Source organism: Candidatus Uabimicrobium helgolandensis (assembly GCF_041508025.1).
Classification (GTDB): domain Bacteria; phylum Planctomycetota; class Uabimicrobiia; order Uabimicrobiales; family Uabimicrobiaceae; genus Uabimicrobium; species Uabimicrobium helgolandensis.
The window spans coordinates 6,029,650-6,052,026 of record NZ_CP165719.1; the positions used below are offsets into that span (position 1 = coordinate 6,029,650).

General features: G+C 33.1%; 21 protein-coding genes and 2 pseudogenes. 13 read left to right on the forward strand and 10 right to left on the reverse strand.

The genetic code is table 11. From position 1 onward, the window contains the following. Nucleotides 1–29 precede the first annotated feature (29 nt). On the forward strand, nucleotides 30–1,898 hold the full coding sequence (locus tag UABHE_RS22430; RefSeq protein WP_372365530.1) for a serine/threonine-protein kinase: 1,869 nt from the start codon (nucleotides 30–32) through the stop codon (nucleotides 1,896–1,898). 159 nt (nucleotides 1,899–2,057) lie between these two features. Continuing rightward, nucleotides 2,058–2,216, forward strand: a complete 159-nt coding sequence (locus tag UABHE_RS22435; RefSeq protein ID WP_372365531.1) for a hypothetical protein — start codon at nucleotides 2,058–2,060, stop codon at nucleotides 2,214–2,216. Here UABHE_RS22435 and UABHE_RS22440 read toward each other — a convergent pair. The 3 genes and pseudogenes from UABHE_RS22440 to UABHE_RS22450 form a co-directional block, all read right to left on the reverse strand. After that, nucleotides 2,167–2,374: pseudogene (locus tag UABHE_RS22440) on the reverse strand (prolyl oligopeptidase family serine peptidase); the annotation flags it as partial. The gene UABHE_RS22435 and the pseudogene UABHE_RS22440 sit on opposite strands and share 50 nt — an antisense overlap. Nucleotides 2,375–2,477: 103 nt before the next feature. Beyond that, nucleotides 2,478–3,932, reverse strand: coding sequence for a hypothetical protein (locus UABHE_RS22445; RefSeq protein WP_372365532.1), 1,455 nt, complete (start codon nucleotides 3,930–3,932; stop codon nucleotides 2,478–2,480). A 566-nt stretch (nucleotides 3,933–4,498) separates the two neighbouring features. Continuing rightward, nucleotides 4,499–4,912 (reverse strand): hypothetical protein, encoded by a 414-nt coding sequence (locus UABHE_RS22450; protein ID WP_372365533.1) that lies wholly within the window; start codon nucleotides 4,910–4,912, stop codon nucleotides 4,499–4,501. 127 nt (nucleotides 4,913–5,039) lie between these two features. Here UABHE_RS22450 and UABHE_RS22455 point away from each other — a divergent pair, with 127 nt between their 5' ends. The 4 genes from UABHE_RS22455 (at nucleotide 5,040) to UABHE_RS22470 (ending at nucleotide 9,772) form a co-directional block, all read left to right on the forward strand. Further along, nucleotides 5,040–6,734, forward strand: a complete 1,695-nt coding sequence (locus tag UABHE_RS22455) for a leucine-rich repeat domain-containing protein (RefSeq protein WP_372365534.1) — start codon at nucleotides 5,040–5,042, stop codon at nucleotides 6,732–6,734. Between the two features lie 126 nt (nucleotides 6,735–6,860). Further along, nucleotides 6,861–7,739, forward strand: coding sequence for an alpha/beta hydrolase (locus UABHE_RS22460; protein WP_372365535.1), 879 nt, complete (start codon nucleotides 6,861–6,863; stop codon nucleotides 7,737–7,739). 129 nt (nucleotides 7,740–7,868) lie between these two features. After that, entirely contained in the window at nucleotides 7,869–8,399 is a 531-nt protein-coding gene (locus UABHE_RS22465; RefSeq protein ID WP_372365536.1) for a hypothetical protein, read from the forward strand. Between the two features lie 968 nt (nucleotides 8,400–9,367). Next, nucleotides 9,368–9,772, forward strand: coding sequence for a hypothetical protein (locus UABHE_RS22470; protein WP_372365537.1), 405 nt, complete (start codon nucleotides 9,368–9,370; stop codon nucleotides 9,770–9,772). Between the two features lie 481 nt (nucleotides 9,773–10,253). Here UABHE_RS22470 and UABHE_RS22475 read toward each other — a convergent pair whose 3' ends face one another. After that, on the reverse strand, nucleotides 10,254–11,522 hold the full coding sequence (locus UABHE_RS22475) for a GspE/PulE family protein (protein ID WP_372365538.1): 1,269 nt from the start codon (nucleotides 11,520–11,522) through the stop codon (nucleotides 10,254–10,256). 338 nt (nucleotides 11,523–11,860) lie between these two features. Next, nucleotides 11,861–12,487, reverse strand: coding sequence for a hypothetical protein (locus UABHE_RS22480; RefSeq protein WP_372365539.1), 627 nt, complete (start codon nucleotides 12,485–12,487; stop codon nucleotides 11,861–11,863). A gap of 645 nt (nucleotides 12,488–13,132) precedes the next feature. Between UABHE_RS22480 and UABHE_RS22485 the strand changes: the two genes are divergently transcribed. The 4 genes and pseudogenes from UABHE_RS22485 to UABHE_RS22500 all read left to right on the forward strand — a co-directional run. Beyond that, nucleotides 13,133–13,768: a hypothetical protein gene (locus UABHE_RS22485; protein WP_372365540.1), complete on the forward strand. Its 636-nt coding sequence runs from the start codon at nucleotides 13,133–13,135 to the stop codon at nucleotides 13,766–13,768. 5 nt (nucleotides 13,769–13,773) lie between these two features. After that, nucleotides 13,774–14,334: a hypothetical protein gene (locus UABHE_RS22490; protein ID WP_372365541.1), complete on the forward strand. Its 561-nt coding sequence runs from the start codon at nucleotides 13,774–13,776 to the stop codon at nucleotides 14,332–14,334. 722 nt (nucleotides 14,335–15,056) lie between these two features. Continuing rightward, on the forward strand, nucleotides 15,057–15,323 hold the full coding sequence (locus UABHE_RS22495; protein ID WP_372365542.1) for a WD40 repeat domain-containing protein: 267 nt from the start codon (nucleotides 15,057–15,059) through the stop codon (nucleotides 15,321–15,323). After that, nucleotides 15,272–15,562 (forward strand): annotated as a pseudogene (locus UABHE_RS22500) (WD40 repeat domain-containing protein); the annotation flags it as partial. The gene UABHE_RS22495 and the pseudogene UABHE_RS22500, both read left to right, overlap by 52 nt. A gap of 200 nt (nucleotides 15,563–15,762) precedes the next feature. Here UABHE_RS22500 and UABHE_RS22505 read toward each other — a convergent pair. Next, nucleotides 15,763–16,341 (reverse strand): hypothetical protein, encoded by a 579-nt coding sequence (locus UABHE_RS22505; protein WP_372365543.1) that lies wholly within the window; start codon nucleotides 16,339–16,341, stop codon nucleotides 15,763–15,765. 224 nt (nucleotides 16,342–16,565) lie between these two features. Continuing rightward, the gene (locus tag UABHE_RS22510) at nucleotides 16,566–18,140 is read right to left on the reverse strand and encodes a tetratricopeptide repeat protein (protein ID WP_372365544.1); all 1,575 of its coding nucleotides are present in this window, start codon (nucleotides 18,138–18,140) and stop codon (nucleotides 16,566–16,568) included. 231 nt (nucleotides 18,141–18,371) lie between these two features. Between UABHE_RS22510 and UABHE_RS22515 the strand changes: the two genes are divergently transcribed. Together UABHE_RS22515 and UABHE_RS22520 are read left to right on the forward strand one after the other, a co-directional pair. Beyond that, nucleotides 18,372–19,088, forward strand: coding sequence for a transposase (locus UABHE_RS22515; RefSeq protein ID WP_372365545.1), 717 nt, complete (start codon nucleotides 18,372–18,374; stop codon nucleotides 19,086–19,088). Between the two features lie 326 nt (nucleotides 19,089–19,414). Then, nucleotides 19,415–19,906, forward strand: coding sequence for a transposase (locus tag UABHE_RS22520; protein WP_372365546.1), 492 nt, complete (start codon nucleotides 19,415–19,417; stop codon nucleotides 19,904–19,906). 541 nt (nucleotides 19,907–20,447) lie between these two features. Here UABHE_RS22520 and UABHE_RS22525 read toward each other — a convergent pair. Together UABHE_RS22525 and UABHE_RS22530 are read right to left on the reverse strand one after the other, a co-directional pair. Further along, entirely contained in the window at nucleotides 20,448–20,861 is a 414-nt protein-coding gene (locus UABHE_RS22525; protein ID WP_372365547.1) for a hypothetical protein, read from the reverse strand. 4 nt (nucleotides 20,862–20,865) lie between these two features. Continuing rightward, entirely contained in the window at nucleotides 20,866–21,129 is a 264-nt protein-coding gene (locus tag UABHE_RS22530) for a hypothetical protein (protein WP_372365548.1), read from the reverse strand. A gap of 193 nt (nucleotides 21,130–21,322) precedes the next feature. Here UABHE_RS22530 and UABHE_RS22535 point away from each other — a divergent pair, with 193 nt between their 5' ends. Continuing rightward, the gene (locus UABHE_RS22535; protein ID WP_372365549.1) at nucleotides 21,323–21,601 is read left to right on the forward strand and encodes a helix-turn-helix domain-containing protein; all 279 of its coding nucleotides are present in this window, start codon (nucleotides 21,323–21,325) and stop codon (nucleotides 21,599–21,601) included. 119 nt (nucleotides 21,602–21,720) lie between these two features. On the opposite strand, the gene UABHE_RS22540 is transcribed toward UABHE_RS22535, so the two are convergent. Then, entirely contained in the window at nucleotides 21,721–22,350 is a 630-nt protein-coding gene (locus UABHE_RS22540; RefSeq protein ID WP_372365550.1) for a leucine-rich repeat domain-containing protein, read from the reverse strand. Nucleotides 22,351–22,377: the final 27 nt, after the last annotated feature.

The window sequence follows — 22,377 nt, forward strand, 5'->3', positions numbered from 1 at the left end:
AAGAAAGACAAAATAGTTAGGAAAGAGCTATGACCGAAAATCAAAATGAGCTTGAAAAAATCAAAAAAGATAATGATTTACAAAAGCTCTGGAAAACGAACAAGGTAGATTTACAATCTGCAAATATTGGTTCGACTTGCAAAGGAAAACGCTCGTTAAAAACCGATTTCTTTTATACACCAGACGAGACGATGCATGACAACACTATTCTTGACGACAATGTTGAGAATCCTGTGTCATCCAATAAAGAAGAACGGTCGCGTTTTTTTTGCCATGAAGAAATTGCACGCGGTGGCATGGGTATGGTTTTACGTGGCTCGCAAAACAGTTTACAACGCGAAGTAGCAATCAAAAAGTTACTAGAAAATGCCAATGACCAAAAACATAAAAGAGATTTATTTATTTCGGAATCCTTAGTTACCGCTTATCTTAATCATCCAAATATTATTTCTGTTTACGATTTAGATGATCAAGACCAAGAAATATGTCTTGCTATGAAACTTATTAGAGGTGTTTCTTGGGCAGATATACTTGATGATGAACAAAACAATCTCGAACAAAATTTACAAATTTTTTTACAAGTATGTAATGCTGTGGCATTTGCTCATAGCAAAGGAGTGATTCACTGCGATTTGAAACCTGAAAATGTAATGATAGGCGAATTTGGTGAAGTAACTCTCATGGACTGGGGAATTGCTGTTTGTGTTTCAGAATTATCTATAATTCCAAGTGCAAAAGACATTCAATCTCCAATGGGAACACCTGCATATTTTTCTCCGGAACTTGCTAAAGGAGAAGGAGACCAAATCAATTTCTGCACAGATGTTTATTTATTAGGTGCTATTCTTTGTGAGCTTCTAACAGGTAAAGCCCCCCATCATGCAAAGAGTATTCTTATGTCTATTTATTCTGCAGCGCACGGAATAATCCCTCAATTTCCGTCGAATGCTCCTCAAGAGCTCGTTGAAATTTGTAGTAAAGCTCTTTCTAAAGAGCCGCAACAACGTCATCAAGATATAGCGCAATTACAAACAGAAATCCAAAATTTTTTACAACACTCCAAAAGTATTCTACTCGCTGAAGAAGCGCAAAATTTACTTGATACTTGTGAAATCGAAGATTCTTCAGTATATGAGAAACTTGTCGAATCTTATTTTGGTTTTCAACAAGCTCTAAAACTGTGGCCTGGAAATACTAAGGCAGAAGATGGGCAAAAGCAATCTTGTTTGCAACATGCTAAAATAGCTATAAAAAAAGAAGATTTTAACTTAGCGCAAACGCTCTTAGAAAAACTAGATACATCTGAAGAAAAATCTCAGTTAAAGACAGAAATAAACTATGCAAAAAATATAAAACAAGGGTCGGAAATAGCCCAAAAACTGTTTAAATTCAACTTGTTTTTTTTAGTATCAGTTCTACTTTGGCAAATATCAGGGCCTTTTATGCCTGAAGGCACACAAGATGTCATTCTGTCACAACTACCTCTTTTGTTACGTATAAGTATCGTTGTATTTTTTGCAACATTTTATTTTGTTTTTTACAATAATAAGTGGGGTTTAAAAACAAATATTCAATTAAGCATTATTTATGAAGTACTAGGAAAATTTCTTCTATGTATAGGAGTATTTTTTGCTACTTTCCCAAGCAATTTTTCAGTAATAGGAATATTTCCCTCCGCCTTATGGATTCTATTTGTCAATATTTTAGTTCCATACAACTGGAAACAGGCATTAATCGCAAAAGTAGCTATTTTAGTTTCTTTGTGTGCTATAGTTATTATTTTTGCTTCTAGTTCTATTCTTCCTCCTAAAAATATATTACATACACTGATCGCACAAACTATTGTTGTTTGTATTGCGTCCGTTGTACTACATTTTCGTAAGAATCTTGCGTTGTAGTATTTTAGTGCAAAAAATCCAAATCGAAAATCGCTGGACTTGAAATACATTTTCGATCTCAAGCGATAACAGATCACTATCCTTTTGTTATCCAATCTTGGTTGAGTGAAAGGATTCTGTACGTGACAAACTTATGAGCAAATCCCGTAAGTGCTTTATTTGTTTACAGTAGATAAAAGCAGTGGAGATAGTGCGTTTTGTCAAAAGAGTGTCAGAGCAAAAAAGAGTGAAAATCCAGAAGCTGTGTTTACAACTTCTGGATTTTTGACTACTTCTTTAGCTGCTGTAACAAGTAACAATAAATTAATGTACTACTAAAAGCACGTTGTTCGTTATTGTTGCGGCGTGATCGCCTTCGGTGTTTTCGAAGTAAATACTTTGTGTCCCATCATGTCTTTCATTTTTGCCACCATCTTACGAGCATGTGCTGGATGTACGCGATCATCTCGCGTTGAAGTATTGAATAACACATAGGGTAATACACATTAGAAAAAACGCTTAATTTTTTATATTCGCCAAAATGTCAGGCTATCTTAGTTCGGTACATCATGCTTTGTAAACTAGATGTTCTACTACTTTTTATTTCTTTACTTCTATCATAATAGGCCAATCATTGACATCGACCAAATGTTCTTGCCACGGAACAACAACAACGGATTTGTTGTTAATGAATTTTTCTATTTGGACCGCAATTTTCTCTCCCGATTTAGAAGGATAAAACCAAACTTGGCTATTTGTTCCATAGTCATTGTAGGCATTTCCTGTTTTGTTGATAGAAACTGTATACTGATTTGTTAATTCCCCTATAGTACCGTCCTTATTCAAGTAAGTTTTAAACAATAAACCAGGAGTTCTATCAATAATAAATTTTAAATTTTTCAGTCCCATAGCAGAGACGCGCAATTCGGTTTTGTGAAGGTAAGCACTTCGGTTTGGTGCTCCAGATGTTAGCATTTCTAATTTTAGACGTCCTGCCGGAACTTGCATAACAAAATTCCCATTTGCTTTTGTCGAATATTGAGCTCGACCGCCTCCCCATGAAAATGTCATGGACTGTTGCCATTCTTTTTCAACTTTATTTGTTGCAGTAATGAAAAAATGAATTGGCACTAAAGGTGCTTCAAAGCTATGTCCGTCTATTATTTTCCCTGATATTTTGGTATAAGAAGGTATACTAATCACAAATTTTAGCTTCGATGCATTTGTCGCGGTTTTTGTTCTCGATAAGCGAAGACGTTTTCCTTGTAACATACTATGTTGCACTTCACCAGAATTACAAGTATTGGGTATAAGAGGAAAAGTGAAGGTCCCATCTTTGTTTGAAGATCTGTGTAAATGTTTATGATGAGGTCCAGGAACCAAAGTTATTGTGGCTCCAGATATAGGATTTTTCGTCAATGCATTAACGACTTTACCATCAATAGAATTCCCAGGTTCTAAGGTAATTTTTTGTTCGAGAGCCGTTTTTGTGATTACTTGATATCCACAGTAGGCACGATTAGAAATTTTAGAACTTCCCCACATGCAGAATTTCTTAAAAGACTTAGAGTTGTTGAAAGAAAATCCTCGTAGAGTAAATTGACCTTTTTCATTACTTTTGCAAGAAAGAACAGGAACTTTTACCTCTTCTAGACCATTTATCCACAAAGGTCTAAATGTGTTCAAACCTACTTTTGTAACAACTAATAAAGTGTTGACTACAGGCTCATCACCTTCTCTTACTACTTTGCCACGAATGTGGTAAACTTGAGATAAATGAAGTTTTTTATCAATTAATGACATGGAACTCCATATGCCAACGGCGTATTGTGGCATGTCGATAATAATAGCCTCGATTTGCGGCGGTGTAACTTCTACAGTAAATTTTCCGTGATCATCAGCCGTTTGGGTTGCGTGATTTCCACTTGCGTATAGTACGGTAACTTTTGCCCCTACTGCCGGTTTACCTGAAGGAGTAAAGACTTCGTAGATATTTTCCGTTGCTATATTTTGAATAGCTAGAAATATGAATAGTGTATAAATTATAATTTTCATGATTATTCCTTTTCTGATCATATGGACTACCAATAAAATTTAATAAACTTGTCATTTATGTTTTTTACGCGTTTTGATTTCCGTCGGTAAATTTAACTAACAAAATGAAATAGTATATTCTTGAGTTGAGTAAAGTTCCACGCGATTCGTTGAACTTTATTGTCCTGAATTTAAATAACGGCTTTTATGTTAAAGAAAATTGTGTCAGAGGCGAAAACCCCAAAACTCCTATCGATGTGTTTCTTGCATTAGCAAGCAACAGTTTACAACAAAATCTAAGTATTATTAGCAGCAAAAACTAAAGTGTTTTTCTGACTTGTCTTGTGTATCACAAAGTGAACAATTTCATGCAGAAAGTAAAAAATGAAACAAATTAAATCGATTAAAAGGCAATTTAAAAGGCTGCGTAATTAACCTCTATTTATGAAATGTTCCTCAGTCTGGCAGTTGTTTTCGCCGTAATCAGATTTCGAAAATTAGTAATATTTGCTCTTCACCGCACCAAAACTCCTAGATATTCTTATTTGACAAGACACCTCATCGAAGTTGTGGTAATCGTGTATTTCTCAAAAAACACAAACATACAAACAAAAACGCGATAGATAAACAGCAAGAATTGCAAAATTTATAGAATGTAGTACCGGTGTTTGTAAAGCGGTGTAGTGTTTTTTTGCAATAAAAACAAAAATACTACTTAGTAAAAGAACAATAATCACAGCTCCCAAAACCAAAAAAATCAGCATCGCGGGAATAACAGCATCTCCTGCACTCTCATCAGGAATTGATATCGCCAACATAATTCCAACAATAGCAAACAAAATGCTATATATAGGAATAAAAGCACAGCTACTTTTAATAGCGGTTTTCCATAAAGATTTTTCTTTGTCTTTGTAAAAGTGTTTTATTTTCATTTGTAGATAGCCAGCATTTACTAAAGACAATCCTACTAAAATAAGATGAACAACTAAAATATTTGTCATTTGCAATTAGATACAAAAGGTAACGGACATAATCCTTTCACCCACTCTACAAATTCGCTCAGCTTTTTGATTTTTCCTTCCATAATACGCAGCTCCTATTATAATAGGACCATTAGAAAGAAATAAAATGAAAAAAATTACATCTAAAAAATTACAGGTCATCGAAAATGAAACGACCTATCACAAATGCATATTTAATCTTGATGAACGCAAATCAGTGCGGCTTGAGAATGTGAATTTCTATGAATGTAGTTTTCAAAATACTATTACATTTACAAAATTAATTGGTTGTAATTTTGACGCTTGCCAATTTTTAGGCGAAGTGATTTTTTTTTCTCAGTTCGAAGATTTGAGTGAAATACCAGGCTGGGTTTTTGAGCACAATTTTTGTACTGAATTGAGATTACATGGCAATAAATTAATTGAAATTCCGTTGGCAATTTGCAACATGCAATCTCTAAAATTACTTGATGTTAGTAACAATCTTCTACAAAAATTGCCTAAAGAGATTGGCTGTCTAAAATTTCTTACTTACTTAGATTTGTATAACAATCAGCTTACTGAGTTGCCAACAGATATCAAAGATCTTAGTTCTCTTGTTTACTTAGATGTTCATGGCAATCGTCTAACTAAAATACCTAAAGAAATAGGTCAACTAAAATTATTATCAAGACTAGATTTACATGGAAACAAATTAACAAAACTGCCACAAGAAATATTTCACTTACAATCTCTTGAAGAATTTTGTCTAAACAATAACAATTTTACTTCTTTGGAAATAGAGTTTCATCAATTACATAAGCTAAATTTTCTTGATCTTAGCGATAATGAGCTGACTTGTATTAGTGACACAGTCTTTAAATTAACTACTCTGTCTAAATTATATTTAGGGTATAATCTTTTAACGAGTATTCCAAAAGAGATTAACCAGCTGCAAGCACTGACACACCTATATCTTTATAATAATCAATTGGATAAAATCCCAAAAGAAATTGGCCAACTTAAAAAGCTAACTAATCTACGTGTACAAAATAATAAATTGAAAACATTACCACAAGAAATTGGTTTGTTGCAAAATTTAATTGAATTAGATTTACATGGAAATCAACTCGCGTGTATACACGTATTGATGCCGCTTAGGGCTCTTGTTAACCTTAATTTAAATGATAATATAGTAGCTGAAATTCCAAAAGAAATTGGTAACTTAACACTTTTAGAAGAATTGTTTTTATATAAAAATAAACTTGTCGAATTGCCAAATCAAATTAGTTTATTGTGCTGCTTAATACGACTAAATGTTAGCTATAATCAATTGACAAAATTTCCAGCACTGAATCAAATGAAGAATTTAAGAGATTTGGAACTTTCTCAAAATAAGCTTACAGAGTTACCTTCTTTACGATCACAGAAATTGAACTATTTGCATCTAAGCGATAATCAAATTAAAGTATTACCTCCTGAAATTGGTAGCTTAAAAAATCTCAGCATATTTCATTTTGATAATAACGGAATAACAGAGCTTCCCAAGGAGATAAAAGAGTTAAAGAATTTAGAACACTTGCGATTGAGCGGTAACAAACTAAAGACTTTACCACAAGAAATTGGCGAAGTAAAAACTCTGAAGTATTTGTGGTTGAATGATAATCAATTGAGTGAACTACCAGAAGAAATATTTGAGTTGTTCAAGCTCAATTTACTTTATATTAACAATAATAGATTGACAAGCATATCCCTCAAAATAAATAAGCTACCAGATCTTACATTGCTAAATTTTTCTAACAATATGCTTTCAGAACAGAATATCAAACAAATTAAAAACTAGAACCAATAATACTCAACGCCGCTATGGCACTCAAAGGCAGACTGCGTGCTCTTAAAAACTTTTGCGACTTGCTTAAGATATTTATCTTCCGTTCTTTCTTATTTTGATTCATGAAAGGAGTATTTTATGAATATGTATATTTTTATAACTCTGTCGGTGATTTTTTGTTTTAGTGGGCAAGAGATGTTTGCAAATAACCTTATATCTGCTACAAAAGAACAGTACTCTATCGCTAGTAGTTTACAGGCGGAAGAAAGTTTACTTCGCGCTTTTAATGATATGGAGTTTGATGTGGGACAAGATCGTCTGCTTCTATTTATCCACGGCCGCGGAAAGCATCCCCAGAAATTGTTTACCAACAAATTACTAAGTAGCTTACAAAACTCATACAAAGTCAAAGTTTTGGCTTTCCACTGGTCACCTTCGTGGGATGGTCCTTTGGGTTGGGAAAAACCTAAAAGAGGGGCGGTTGCTTCAGCTGAAAAATTACTTTTTGTATTACAAGCTTTGCAGAAATATCAGAGTAAACATCAACAGTTAAATGTATCTCTTCTTACTCATAGCATGGGGAGTTTGGTGTTACAATCCTTTATTGAAAAATACCCGCGTACCATTTCTTCTTTGTTCAAGAATGTTGTTATAAGTGCTTCGGCTTCTCCTTTGAAAAAACATGCTGATTGGGTAAATGACCTTCAGATGCAACAGCAACTTTATATTACAATAAACAACAACGATTCCATTTTGGCGGTAGCAGGAAGTTCCCTGTTTTCGGCACGTTTAGGAAAAAAGCTTCGTAAGTTTTTTGGTGGTTACGAAACGCTGTCTGATAATAGTATATATATTGATGTTAGCGATCTAGGAGTTAATCATCGCTATTACATTGGTAGCAAGAATCATTTACATAATTTTTACAGCTTGGTTCTTAGTGGAAAATCCGTAGATTTAAATCCTCATAATGGTTTTGAAAAACAAATGGACAAGCCTATATACAAAGTCAAAAATTAAAACTCAAATTACTGCGAAATATCGAAATGTGTTGAATATTTACAAAAATTCGGAACGCGGAGAATGATAGTTATCTATAGTCTCTTTGTTCTAAATCTAAACAGTAAAATTATCAACTGGTGGAGCACTATGATGAAACTTGTTATTTCTCTTTTGATATTCATTTTTATAAACACAGGTTATGCGGATGTGCTATATATAAAATCTAAAAATGCTAAGTTGCGAGAACATCCGCAAAAGAAACACAACAGCATAAAAGTAAAGCATAGTACAAAGTTAACGAAAATAAAAAAAGTACACAGGTGGCTTTTTGTAAAATACAAAGAGAAAAAGTTATGGGTATATCAAGGTAAAGTATCCAAAAAAATTCCTCAGAAAGATAGAAGTCTTCGCGTCATTCGTCATGATGATATTGCAGTACATGCCCCAGGAGATCATCTAACTCGGAAATTTAGTTCCTTTAACGGTATAGAAAAAAAGCATATGCGTTTTATGAACTACCATAAATCCTGTATTACAACTGACAAAAAAGGTCTTTTTCCAGAATTAATAAGTGAAGATGGAATAGAAACAATCGTTATCACTTCTGAGTTACTAGAAAAATTCCAAGAAGAGGGTGAAATAGGTGAGTACGCTGATATAAAAAATGGTTTTGAATAATAGGTTTATTGTATTCTTCAGGCGTTTTATTTTTTCTCATATTGTTTTGTAATCCTTGTATATTACCGTACCGGTTTATTTTTGTGATATTATCCACAGCCATTTGCATGCGTATGCGATTTCTTTGTCCAGTAAGCCTCCAAGATTCAATGTAATTAATTAGCTGCCCCCTTTCATCAACATGAAGTCGCTTTATCATTTTTCGCGTTCGCAAACTTTTCAATAGTTTTTCTATTAGTCTACCATCAACATGAACTTCGCAATCGTATTTCATTCCATCTATTGTTTCTTGAGTTTTACGCGCTGTAAATTCTAGCGTTTTTTGCGAACTCAAGAACACTTGATACTTTGCAAGCGATGCAAAAAAATCACAAAAAGTCTAGCCATGCAATTCTACCTTTCAAAAGTAACGAAACTAATCTCTAAAACAACAAAATAAAGCTCAATATAACCGATGTAAACATACAAATTTGTCTAACATACAGTAAAAGGCCAACTCTATTCATAGATTTGTTAGCACTTTAAGAAAATCCCAAAAAAAAGTAACAGTTCTGTTTTAGAAACTCTACCTAGGCGTTCAAAACAAGACTTTATTGAACTCCCCTCGTTAAAATTTATATAATGAATTTCATTACCAACAGATGTAGCCCTTAATTTAAAAGCAATATAGTAATTAGTACCGTCAAGTGAAATAACTAGCTGACTAATAGAATACCAAAGTACAATATAATGCTGTGTTTCAAAGGTAACCAGCGTATTAACATTCACAGGCAGCATAAATTTTTGCTAAAATTTCTTATTTGTGATTAAAGCAATATCTACTATTACGTAACTAATTCCAAGCTATTTTGGGTAATTTATAGGACCTTAGAAAGGCATTAACGATTGTATTTATTAGGCATGATATTATAGGAAAATCACTTTGCCTAGTTGAGATGAACGAAAAATCGAATTATAAGGAAAATATTATGAAAAAAGGCCATGTATATGCCTCAATCATTATCGTATTTTATTTGTCAATTCTTGTTTGGATGTCTTTCTTTAAATTCAAAATACCACAATTTTTACCTGAACTATTTGGTATTACGATTACTTCCCGTATTATACATTTTGTTCTTCATTTTACTCTATCAGGTATACTTGCAACAATAACATCGAAGATCGCTTCGCACAAAGAAGGAGACGCTCTTTTATGGTGGAGCTTTGGGCTTTGGGGGAATATTATTTCTTTACTTATGGCTATATTTTCCAGCCGAGAAACGATAAAAAAAGGTCCTTTTATCTCAATTTATACCACTGCTCTTTATCGCGATGTAAGATGGCGTTTTTATTTAACAGTGGATGGATTTTCTGTAGAAGAGAAAGCTAATTAAAATTTTGTATTTGATCTTTTGAAGAGGATTAAAATTAAGTGCCCTTAATGCCAGACCAATGACTACAAATCTCTTGGTTTTGCTTTTATTTAAAGACTCACAACCCAATTTTTTAAATTCGTTAAGTTGCAAAAGGAAAATTTTCTCTCTATTTACTAAGGTAGGGTCGAAGGCTAGCGCATTATCTTTAGGTAAAAGGTTTTTCCACTACTGCTCTTTCGATTGCAAAAAGAGTTCACATATTCTACCATTGATATGTTTCCAAGAGCCGCCCGATCAAACGCGGATGGATTTCCCATACTACGCTTTCCTAATAGATTTCGTATCAAGGTTTATGGAGCTTATCAGTTCTATGACTTTCAGGATACAAACTTTGTAGTTGGAAAATAATCCAAGTTTTTGTATGAAGTCCTTACTCCACCTTTTCCAACCAATTCCTCTTCTTTTACTAGCGCCTTTTCTCATGTCTGTTATTTTGGTTTTATCTTCGTTCTCCTACTGAGTCTGGCACCGAATTAGTAGACAAATTATGAGATCGTTGAAAAAGGACTCTCAAAATCTCTAGAGAAGTGGTTTCTCCTGCGAGTAGTTTTTCTATACCACTTCCTAGCAACGTACTCATACCATCTTCACTTGCTGCTTCGCGTAATTGCGTAGTGCTGGCTTTGTCACAAATGAGTTCGCGTATAGCTGGCGATATTTCTAAAACTTCATGGATACGCGTTCGTCCCATATATCCATTATTGCACTCTTTGCAGCCTGTCGCTCGGAAAAAGTTTCCTGTCGAACTTGGGGATTGTCCGAGAGCGAGTAATTCTCCGGTTTTTGGAGTATAAGAAGTTTTACATCTTTGGCAAAGTTGTAAAACGAGGCGCTGAGAGGTGATATAACGTATCGTAGTAGAAATGAGGGAGGAATCAATACCCATTTCTACGAATCGCGATAAACAAGAACAGGTGTCGTTATTATCAGGTATGGTTGCTAGTACTAGGCATTTCTTGGCAGCGCGCATAGCGATTTCTGCTGTTTCTCTATCAAGAATTTCACCTACAAAAATTACATCAGGCATATGATCGAGAACTGCGCGTAGTCTGTTAGGATAGTTACCGCCTGTACTGGGGTCTGTTGTAATCTGAATTAAGCCGGGGTAATTCATTGTAATAAAGTTTTCTATGGTAATTACTTTGATTTCACGGCGACTTAGCTCTGGTAATATCGAAAACATAGTAGCTGTTTTACCACATTGAGCAGGACCTGTTGCTAAAAATAATCCACAACGAGAATTTTCGATAGCCTTGTGCAGTCGGGGAATGCCTACTACATCCCTCCAAATGTAAAAAGAAATTGTCGTGCAAACGATGTGCATGACCATACTTTCGCCGTACTGGCAGGGCAAAGTCGAAACAAATAGGCGCACGGGATATGTAGTATGCCCTCCGTAAATAATTTTGCAATAACCGCTTTGGGGAATACTTGTTTCGGCGATATTCATTCTCGCTATTTTTTTTACGTACTTTAGAATAGGAAAGCTTTTCGGTAAATGAGTGTGTTTGTGAAACGCACCTGTCAAACCGCAGCGGTAGCGTACTCTGAGTGTTTGCGCCATGGGCTCTATGTGAATGTGACTCAATCTTGTGTAAAAGCATTTTTTAAGCGCCGAATACAGAAAACGATGGACATTTTGATTGTGTTCGTCGTTCTTGCGTTGCCGTGATTTTTCTAAGAGTTGGTCATAAATTTCAGTTTCCATACAAATTCCTCTATAAACTACGTGTTATTTGGATATTTTCTCTGTGAAAGTAGGTACTGTTTCCTAAAACTTCCGCTCTATTATCACTGTTCTTTTTCAGGGCACTGTAGTAACGATTTAACTTGTAAAAATCTAAAGTAGCAACCCTAAAAACTATTAACTTACGGAAAACATACTTCTTTATTTGAGCTTTGTTTTATTATACGTTATAATAAAACAAAACAAGTAAAATTGCTATGTCAGGAAGAAATAAAATGACATGGATAAGTATTGAGAAAATGGCAGAGTTTTTTGGTGTAACAACACAGTCAATGCGCGATTGGACAAAACAGTGGAGATTAGAAACAATATGGAGCCGTGTCGAGAACGATTATCAGTTTTTTAATGGTACAAGCTGTAGTTTTTATATGAACATAGCGGCTAATTGTTTTTGCAAGTGGTATCTTCCTATCAAACAATTGTTTCTCGCGTTTACACCATTCAGTTTGATCGGATTTGATATGCATTTCAACATAACGATTTATCCTTTTTTCCCATTCAAGGTGAAAGCGAATCGTTAAATGGTCGCCATTTTTTCGACATTCAAACCATAAATCTTCCAGAGGTAAGCAAGATACCTCTACTATTTTGTGGGCATTTGTCAGCATTTGAATAATACGCTGAATTTGTAAGCGACATTCTTCTATGTGCGCTTCAATATCTTGTTTGCGATGTTTTTTATTCACTTGCTTTATCATCATTTTTTCATATTCGTTTATTGTCAGCTTTTCGTTCACGTCCAAGTTAAAAGTTATAAATTGATAGTTTACTAAAACTTCTGAGTACATAATATACAAATCGCTGCGAGAGTATCTCATGAAGAATACAAAAATAATAAAATCTTTCCACGGAGTTATTAACTCTGTTGGGTTTGGAATAAAACTTTTTATGAAATCCCATAGTGATTTTTTAACGGTGTTTTTCATCCCTTTTTGGGTCAAAATAGACAAGTCGGAAACGAGGGAAACGAGTGTCAGACTGATTTTTGATTAAACGACAATACCAACTCCAATAAACTATTAGAAATAAAATCGCAAGTTAACTAAAAGCTGCGTGACTGATTTGTCTTAAATGTTTAATTTTTTCCATCCTTTTCCTTTTTCTCGCAGGATTTTCAATCCATCATTACTTACCTGTACCTTTCAAATCAAGAAAATTAAGGTTTGTGAGTGACTTTATATGCTCTAATCTACCATCACTTATTTCTGAATGACTCAAATTAAGAGAAGTGAGATTTGGGAGTGACCTTATTCTCAGTGTTGGTTTATTTTTTTTAGGACTTTATGCTTTTGAATAGAAGTGGTAGCATATTGAGTGAGGCTATTGTCATATTTTTTTATAAAACTACGGATAATATAGCACCTAATTTTTCTTTTGTTATTTTTTCTATATTTAAATATTTTAAAGTTTTATGACATGAAGGTTACCATCATTTGTACATATAATTGTAGTATTTGTATGCTAACAACTGCATAAAATTTTTTTATCATTTTTTAGAGATTGGTGATAAGTTAATTGGTGGCGCCCTATACTAGAGTAGTACAAATTTCATATATATGGAGGAATCAAAAATGAAGCAAGCTATTTTTTTATGGTGCTTTTTGTTGTGTCTGACAAGTAGCATTTGGGGATTAGAAGAAAAAGATGTTTATGGTGACTGGGTATACGGAGTAGCAAATTTTGATATTGTTGTAAGTTTTTACAATGACGGTAGTTTTTCTTTGTTTGAAGAAGATGATGAAACATCTCAAGAACTCGGTTCTGGGAACTGGAATATAGAAGAGGGACTAGTAACAGCAGAGTTTCATTTCGACGATGATGAAGGTGTGGTTGTTGCCTTTGAAATGCTTGATGGTGAAATGATGCTAATTGAGTTAGATGGAGAAAATGTCGAAGATGAAGAATTGTATTTTGAAAAAGTGAAAGAGTTACCGCTGGCACCGATTCCAAATGAAGATGAAATCTACAATGAAGAGGTTGTAGAAGATGAAAATTACGATGAAGAAGCCTATGACGGAGAAGCTACAGAAGACGAAAACTACGATGAAGAAACCCATGACGGAGAAGCTACAGAAGACGAAAATTACGATGAAGAAACCTATGACGGAGAAGCTACAGAAGACGAAAACGACGATGAAGAAACCTATGACGGAGAAGCTACAGAAGACGAAAACTACGATAACTATGACAATGAAAATCAGGAGTAAATTCAATGAATAAATTTATTTGTATGGTAGTGTTTTTTGCTGCAAGCATTCTTTTTGCTGAAGAATCGCATGAACGTATAAAAGCAGCACAAGGTTATGTAAAAGCAGCACAAAATTTAGGTTTTCATAAAGTTACGATAATAGATCGTTCAACATACAAAACTCTTGCCTGTACTTATAGTCGAAAAATAGCAGATTGTGCTAGAACTTATAAAGATGTAAATAACAAGTCTATTAATGAGAACCAAGAACTATTAGACATCCATTACATTGTTTCTCCTAAAAAAAATCAGGAGTCAAAAAAACACTTTTGGTTTTATGGGAAACAACACAAGGTTATTTATACAGGGAATAATCCCTATTTTGTTGGAATGAAAGGCGCAAAAGAAGTTATATGTGTATGTCAATTCAATAGTTTATGGTTTATTGCTTCTGCAAGATTGGTAAATAAAAAGGGCTCTCTTGGAAAACTTGGAGTATCTAATGCTAAATTTAATAGTGCGGAAAGTGCTTTGACAAAGATCGATCAAGAGATTTGGTCTTCTCTCTTAGAACAAGAAATGTAGTCCTTTATAAGGTCGAGTATGCTTGTTAAGAAAAGTGAATTGACCTCTACATTTATTTTAACTCTGATATCTCTAAAAGAGATTTGAAAAAAGTGTAAAAATTGAAAATCTTTTTCGCGTAAAACATACAAATGAATCTTTATATCGAAGGCCTGCTTTTACTATCAAAATTAAGCATTTTGTATCTTTTTTGGAACAGTTCAACGTGAGTTTTTTGATGGGCGTAGTTTTGGAGAGGACTTAGACTACATCTTCATTCCTCCTATTTTTGCAGGCTTTATTGGTTTGATTTTGTCTATTTTTATTGCGGTTGCAGTGTGAAATATTTGATTAGAGTTATGATTGTTGTTTTTATTTTGGATATTTTTAGTGTTGGTCTATTTTTTTTAGAGCTTTATGCTTTTGAATGGAAGTGGTAACAATGTCGAGCAATATTATTGGCCTATTTTCTTATAAAACTATGGATAATAGCGACCAAAATATTTCTCTAAAGCTAGAGGTAGAGATTTACCTCTAGTTTATATATGGTACGATTTTTTATTTTTGCTTGTTTCCTATCTGTGAGCAGACAGGAAACAAAATCAATGTCTGAGGTGAGATAATTATTACCAAGGATTTTGAAACGAGTGTCAGACTGAAGAGTAAACAAAACCTTTTATAAAAAACAACCTCATCTTAATGGAGAGACACTTGTTTCGTTTTCTCGAGATAAAACATTACGATTGTGGGATATAGAAAAAGGAAACTGTTTATTCAACTTTAAAGGTCATGAGAAACAGATAAATTGCATTAGTTACAACCCTGACCGAAAAACAATCGCCTCTGGATCTAGTGACAAAATAGTGCGAGTATGGGACATGTCTAGTGGAGAATGCATACTGACTCTAAAAGGCCATAAAAGTTCCGTGAATAGTATAAGTTATAGTCCTGATGGAAAACACTTGCTTCTAGTTCTGAGGATAAAACAGCACGAATATGGGACGCGATAAGTGGGAAATGTCTACTTGTCCTCGAAGGTTCTGAAGGATGGGTACATAGTTTAATATATAGCGCTGACGGGAAACAGCTTGTTTGCGCATATGGTAAAGTCGTACGAATATGGGATATAAAGAATGGGAACTGTTTACTTCTCCTAAAAGGTCATAAGAAATGGGTACGTAGTTTGTGCTATAGCCTCGATAGAAAACAGATTGCTTCTGGTTCTGAGGATAAAACAGTACAAATATAAGACGCGATAAGTGGTGAATGTTTTAAAATCGTTAATGGAGCAAATGACGCTGTTCTTTTTTTGACAAAGAAAAACAGCTTCATGGAGTGGTAAAGACAGTAAAAACAGAACTGAAAGACTGTAAAGGAACACCTATAGTTTATTTCCCTGGAATAATAACAAAAATGAAAAAATTTTTACAGCATTGGGTAAATAGATCTTCATTCAGATGAGCTTATCTTTTTATATAAGTTAACGAGAAAAAGAACGTTTGGATCTATATTTTTCTTATTTTTTTTTACAATAAAGAAAAGCGTAACTGCATTTTTGCACCATAGTTTTACTTGCCTTTTTTCAGATGGAAAAAACATAATGAGAGACTCATTATTATTTTTGCGTTTTAAAATAACACTTAATAAAATTTTTGTATGCTCTTCTCCAAAAAAAATACTAAAATTACGAACGTATCTTGCCATTGCTTCATTTTTTTCCAAAGCATAATGCTTATGAATTATTATATCTTGAAAAGATTTTGGTTCAAAAAAATATACAGCCCAAGAGTGTTTGTGCTTACTAAAACTATTATTAACAAATTTACTTAAGTTTGTATGTTTAATACTTATATCCATTGAAAATATAGTGTGTCCTAGCACACGTACACATTTTTTTTCTATAATTGCAGAACATTGAGAACAATAGTAAAATCCAGTTTGAGTAAATAAATATAAAGTCCCCAAAAACGCTACAAAAAATATCATTATTTTGGTGAATTTTTTAATATTTGTTCCTGTAAATTTCATCAAATGTCCTTGCTATCTACCATGAAGAATTTGCCGTTGTAACTTGATTTTTAAAAGTGCCAGAGAGCGCCCAGCAAAGTCGCAATTATCTCAAAGGTGAAAGTCCTTTCATAGTAAAAACTAGAGCTATGTAGCTAAATAGCGGATATGCGAGAGATCAAGTATTCGAAGCCTATTGATAAAGTCATTGTAAGACCTCTTCCTGTATCGTAGAAATTGATTCTCTATTTTTCTAAATAATCGTATAACAATATAATAGCATGTTCACTACCTAACTCTATAGCTTCATTGTATAACTTTATAATTTCTTTATCTTTTAAAGTTCCATATTCTGAAGAGTATATATCTGCAAGATTCCACAGTGCGTGAGGTATCCAATTTTTTCTTTGCTCTTTTAACAACTTAATCGTAGCAATGTTAAAACTATTAGTTTTTCCTCTTAGGAAATTGTCCTGAGGCATATAAATACCATTAAGTAAAAAGATTCTATTATAAGCTTCTTGTTTTAAGTGCAAAAACATATCCTCGTCTTTTTTTACTCCTTTACCAATTTTGTACATATATGCTAAACTGTACAAGCAATAGCCATTACCTTGTTCTCTTGCCTTTAAAAACCATTCTAGTGCTTTTTTTGTATTTTCAGAAACTCCTTGGCCACAATAATACATGGTTCCAACTCTGTAAGTTGCACTACTATTTCCTTCCTTAGATGCCTCTTTATATAAAGAGATTGCCTGTTTATATAATTTTTGTTTGTAAAATATATTTGCTTTTACTATCTTTTCGAAGCTTCTAGGCTTGTCAAAATGAGGTTCTTTATAAAACACTGCTATGGATATTTTTTTTAAACACCAATTTAGTTGGTCATACTTATTCAGTCCAGGTAATGAGTCGTACATATATAATAAATCGTACATTGCATTACTACATCCTTTTTCTGCAGCTTTAAGATAATATAACTCGGCTTGGTATAAATCTTTTTGTACTACTTTACTATAGCGATAAACATTACCAAGCATAATCATTGCTGTTAAACTACCTTGTGCAATCGCTTTTTTATAGTAAAAAATAGCTTTGTTAGTGTTTTGAGCAACAATATTTCCATGACTATAAATTTCAGCTAGTTTTATTGAAGCGTCATACTCTCCTAGTTCAGAAGCTTTTTTGTAGTAGATTAAACTTTTTTCTCTATTAGAAATAGTTTCTTCTTTTCTGTACATGTCTCCTAAAGCTGTCATTGCTAATCCGCAACCCTGTTTTGCTGCTTTCTCGTAGAAAGAAAAAGCCTGTTTTTTATTTTCTAGATCATTTTCGTATATTTTTCCTAGCTTGTAGATAGCAAGTGGTTGCTCTGCACACTTTTCATATAACTCAATAATAGTGTTTAGATCTGATTTATTGTACTCGTACTCCAAAATACCTAATAAAAAACATTGTAAGCCAGATTGTTTATAATAATAGAGTGATTTATCAAAACTTCGTTCAACACCTATACCATAACCATAAACAAAGCCTAAAATATAGTATGATAGTGGATCTTTATTTTTTATCAACTTTGGTGTAATAGTGGTTAAAAATGATGTTGCCTTTTTTATATCTTTTTCTACAGCGTGACCTTCATATAACATAATAGCTATCAAAGCTTCTTCATACATATTAGGATATTTAATTTTAGAGATACATTCCCATGACTTTAGATGATTTGAACGTTCTCTGTGCCAAATTGCTTTAGAAAACCAAGATGAAGATTCTTGAGTAAGTAATGGTAAGAATAAAATGACTATAAATAGTTTTTTCATTCAAAACTCCCTTTATCACATATACAATATTTTGCAAGATTATGATGTTACCTCTTATCAACATTTACTTGAGTTTGGTCTCCTGTCTGACATGTGTCAGACTCAAGCAAAAATAACACAAGTTGTTTTATAGCAAATTCTTACAATCTAATAAATGGCATAGATTAAGATGTTTTGTCGAACGAATTGGTAAAATGATAGGATCAAAAGTCATTTTACAAAGGAGAACAAATGCGTCCGATTCGTATATCTATGGTCAACGGTTTATTTCATATAACAACAAGGTGTAATAATAAGAACTTTTATTTTCAACAAGATGAGGATTTTATAGAATACTTAAAAGTCATAGAAAAAGCGCGCGAAAAATACTCTTTTAAGCTACACGCTTACTGTATTACCAGCAATCACGTCCATCTACTAATATCGACACCTACAGATGATAATTTATCCAGATTGATGCAGTTTATCAATGGTGAATACGCAAAAAACTATAACCGTAGACACAAGCGTACAGGGCATTTTTGGGGCGGAAGGTTTTATTCAACAATTATTGACTCGGAGACTCAGCTACTTAATTGCATATTTTACATTGAACTTAACATGACAAGGAACAACGTTACCAAACATCCAAAAGAGTGGAAATGGAGTAGCTACAATCGGCACACAACAGGTGAAGGGCTTATCGATGTTGACTATCATGAAATTTATATGAACCTTGGTAAAACCATGAAGCAAAGGCAAAAAAAGTACATTGAAATAATGGAGGAAAGAATGAAAGAGAGAGGGTTACTTACCAAAAAACCTCAAATGACATATGGTTTAATTTTTGGCTCAGAGTCTTTTATAAAAGATGTTATTAGTAAATATACCTCTCATAAATACTACCAAAAACGTAAATGCTGCACTTTAGATCAGAGTACATCTTGTTTGAGAAGATTTAAAACCTAAATCCAGTTTAAATTCAATACTTGATATTTAGATTTTTATAACGATAGGAATCGACTACAACCAAAGTCTGCCTTCATTTCTCAAGTGAGAAAAACACTTCACACTTACTTGCTTTAATTGCAATTTTTTCCGTACAACAGTCTTTTATTTCAAATACTTTTTTTATCACAATTCCAAAATTTCACCTATAAGTTCGAAAATTTAATATTAATACATATTTTTTTCAGAAATAATCGTATTAAGCCTATCGCAATATTTCTTGTAAATAATTGTAGAATAAGACCCTTAACGTTGTCGGGTATTGAGTCTGGCACTAGAATTGATTGATGCAGTTTATCAATGGTGAATACGCAAAAAACTATAACCGTAGACACAAGCGTACAGGGCATTTTTGGGGCGGAAGGTTTTATTCAACAATTATTGACTCGGAGACTCAGCTACTTAATTGCATATTTTACATTGAACTTAACATGACAAGGAACAACGTTACCAAACATCCAAAAGAGTGGAAATGGAGTAGCTACAATCGGCACACAACAGGTGAAGGGCTTATCGATGTTGACTATCATGAAATTTATATGAACCTTGGTAAAACCATGAAGCAAAGGCAAAAAAAGTACATTGAAATGATGGAGGAAAGAATGAAAGAGAGAGGGTTACTTACCAAAAAACCTCAAATGACATATGGTTTAATTTTTGGCTCAGAGTCTTTTATAAAAGATGTTATTAGTAAATATACCTCTCATAAATACTACCAAAAACGTAAATGCTGCACTTTAGATCAGAGTACATCTTGTTTGAGAAGATTTAAAACCTAAATCCAGTTTAAATTCAATACCCGATATTTAGATTTTTATAACGATAGGAATCGACTACAACCAAAGTCTGCCTTCATTTCTCAAGTGAGAAAAACACTTCACACTTACTTGCCTTAATTGCAATTTTTTCCGTACAACAGTCTTTTATTTCAAATACTTTTTTTATCACAATTCCAAAATTTCACCTATAAGTTCGAAAATTTAATATTAATACATATTTTTTTCAGAAATAATCGTATTAAGCCTAACGCAATATTTCTTGTAAATAATTGTAGAATAAGACCCTTAACGTTGTCGGGTATTGAGTCTGGCACTAGAATTTAACTCTTTGAAATAGAAAGACTTGCATGATGTTTCTTATTCGTCATTATTAACTTTAAAATAAATGAGTACATTTTACTTTCAGTGGTCTGGCACTAGAATTAAAACAAAACCTTCATTTCTTTGTATAAGTTTGTCTCTGCGATAAGGTCTGTCCCCCTTTTTTTTAACATTTCTTTGTATAAGTTTGTCTCTGCGATAAGGTCTGTCCCCCTTTTTTTTAAATTTTTTCTATGCGATTTTTGTTGTTTGATAGAATGGGGATGTTTGTTTTTGGGATTGGTTTTGTTGTTATTTTTGGCGTTAGCTTGGTAACTTTTTCTTTTGCTAGGCTTTCAATGTAAGCAATTGCTTTCCAATCAGAAATACCTAACGCAAGTTTTACCAGTTTTATTGTGTGGCCTTTTTGTTTGCAAGATTTGCATTTGAACTCGCGTTTTTTTATCTCAAGAGTTTGCACTTCTTTACATTTTGGACAAAGAGTTTTGTTGTTCTGTTGTAATTTCAAATGTTGCAGAAGCTCTTGTATTCTAAAAGCACTTAATGCTGCTTTTCTACGGTTCTCTCTTTTCGTAACTAAACTTTTTGTTGATTTTTTATCTTTTTTGCTGTATAATTTCTTTATCTCTGACATATCTCTATCTCCCTAATTTTCTTTGTCTACGGGATTCGAATATTATGTCACGAAGGAAATTGAGCTTCGCTCGTAATTCTATTACATTTGCTAACGCTTCCTGCTTGTAATATGACTTTGCTAACTCATTTAGATCTTCTCCTTTTATACTAAAAAGGATACTTTCTCTTCCTTCAAATGATACTTGTACGTCCTTTAGCTCGGCGTCTGATTCACTCAGAATGTAGCCTCCTAGCCAAAGGTCGCAAGTGGTTAATGTCTCTGACATTTCCTTTGCTCCTTGTTTAAGAACCTTTTCTTTCTGTGATCCGCCAAGATACTTCAGATTGAAAAGGTTTATTTTTTGCCTGTGTGACAATTTAAAATTGAATTATGTAAACAAATTATTGTTTTATGGTAACATATGATTTACTGTAGTCAACAATAAATTGATAAATATAAATTATTTGTTTGGTGCTGCTATGGAAAAAATAAATATCGGAAAGATAATAAGAGAAGGTAGGATAAATCAAAATATCTCTCAACGACAACTTGCTAATGAATACAATGTTACTCCTGCTGCTATATCTGCTTGGGAGAGAAATAAGACCTCTCCTCCTGCGCATGTTTTAATTTTATTGGCTAAAAAGCTCGATATTGTTGAAGAGTTGTTTGGTTATCCAAAGCCAAAAAAAGAAGATGAAAATCAAAAAATTTGGAATGCTATTAATGAGATTAGGGAAAAAATAGGATTGGTTTGAATAACGAAAAAAGCGTGCAAAAACTGCACGCTTTTTATTTTGGCTAACTCTGGTACTAAAAGATCTAAATTTGTAATATGAATGTCTGTATGTACATTTTCTACCCAATTTTAATTACATTATCCAAAGTATATATTGCAATTTGGTAAAAGACGACGTATATATCTTTGTTGTCTTCTAGTTATTGGGTTTCCTTCTAGGTCTAGCTCTCTTAAATTTTGAAGTTTACCAATTTCTTTTGGAAGTTTGTTTATTTTATTCCACCTTAGATATAGATCGGTTAAATTCTTAAGGTTGCTAATGTTTTTTGGAATAGTTTCTATTTCATTTCCACATAAGTTTAAATGAGAAAGTGAGCTCAATTTTGTTATTGTTTCAGGAAAGTTAGATATTCTATTCCTAAGCAATACCAATTTATTAAGTCTTTCTATTTTTTTTAGAGATGGAGATATAGATTCAAGTTGATTTTCGTACAAATGTAAGTCATCTATAAAAGTTAGATCAAAAACATAATTGGGTACTTTGTACAATGACTGGTTACTCAAATCCATGATAACTTTTGAAAATCCACAATTGGAAAAAGAACATCCTTCTAAGTTAATAAAATGTGCTTCTCCTCTAAAACTGCAATTAGTAAAGTGTGAATTTTCAATAGAATATCGACTGTCTTTATCAAGATAAAACGTACATGCTTTATAAGATATATTGCTACAAACGTCTTTTAAAACTTTATTGAAAAAAAGATTCAAATTGTATTCCTATACAAGTAACCCAAT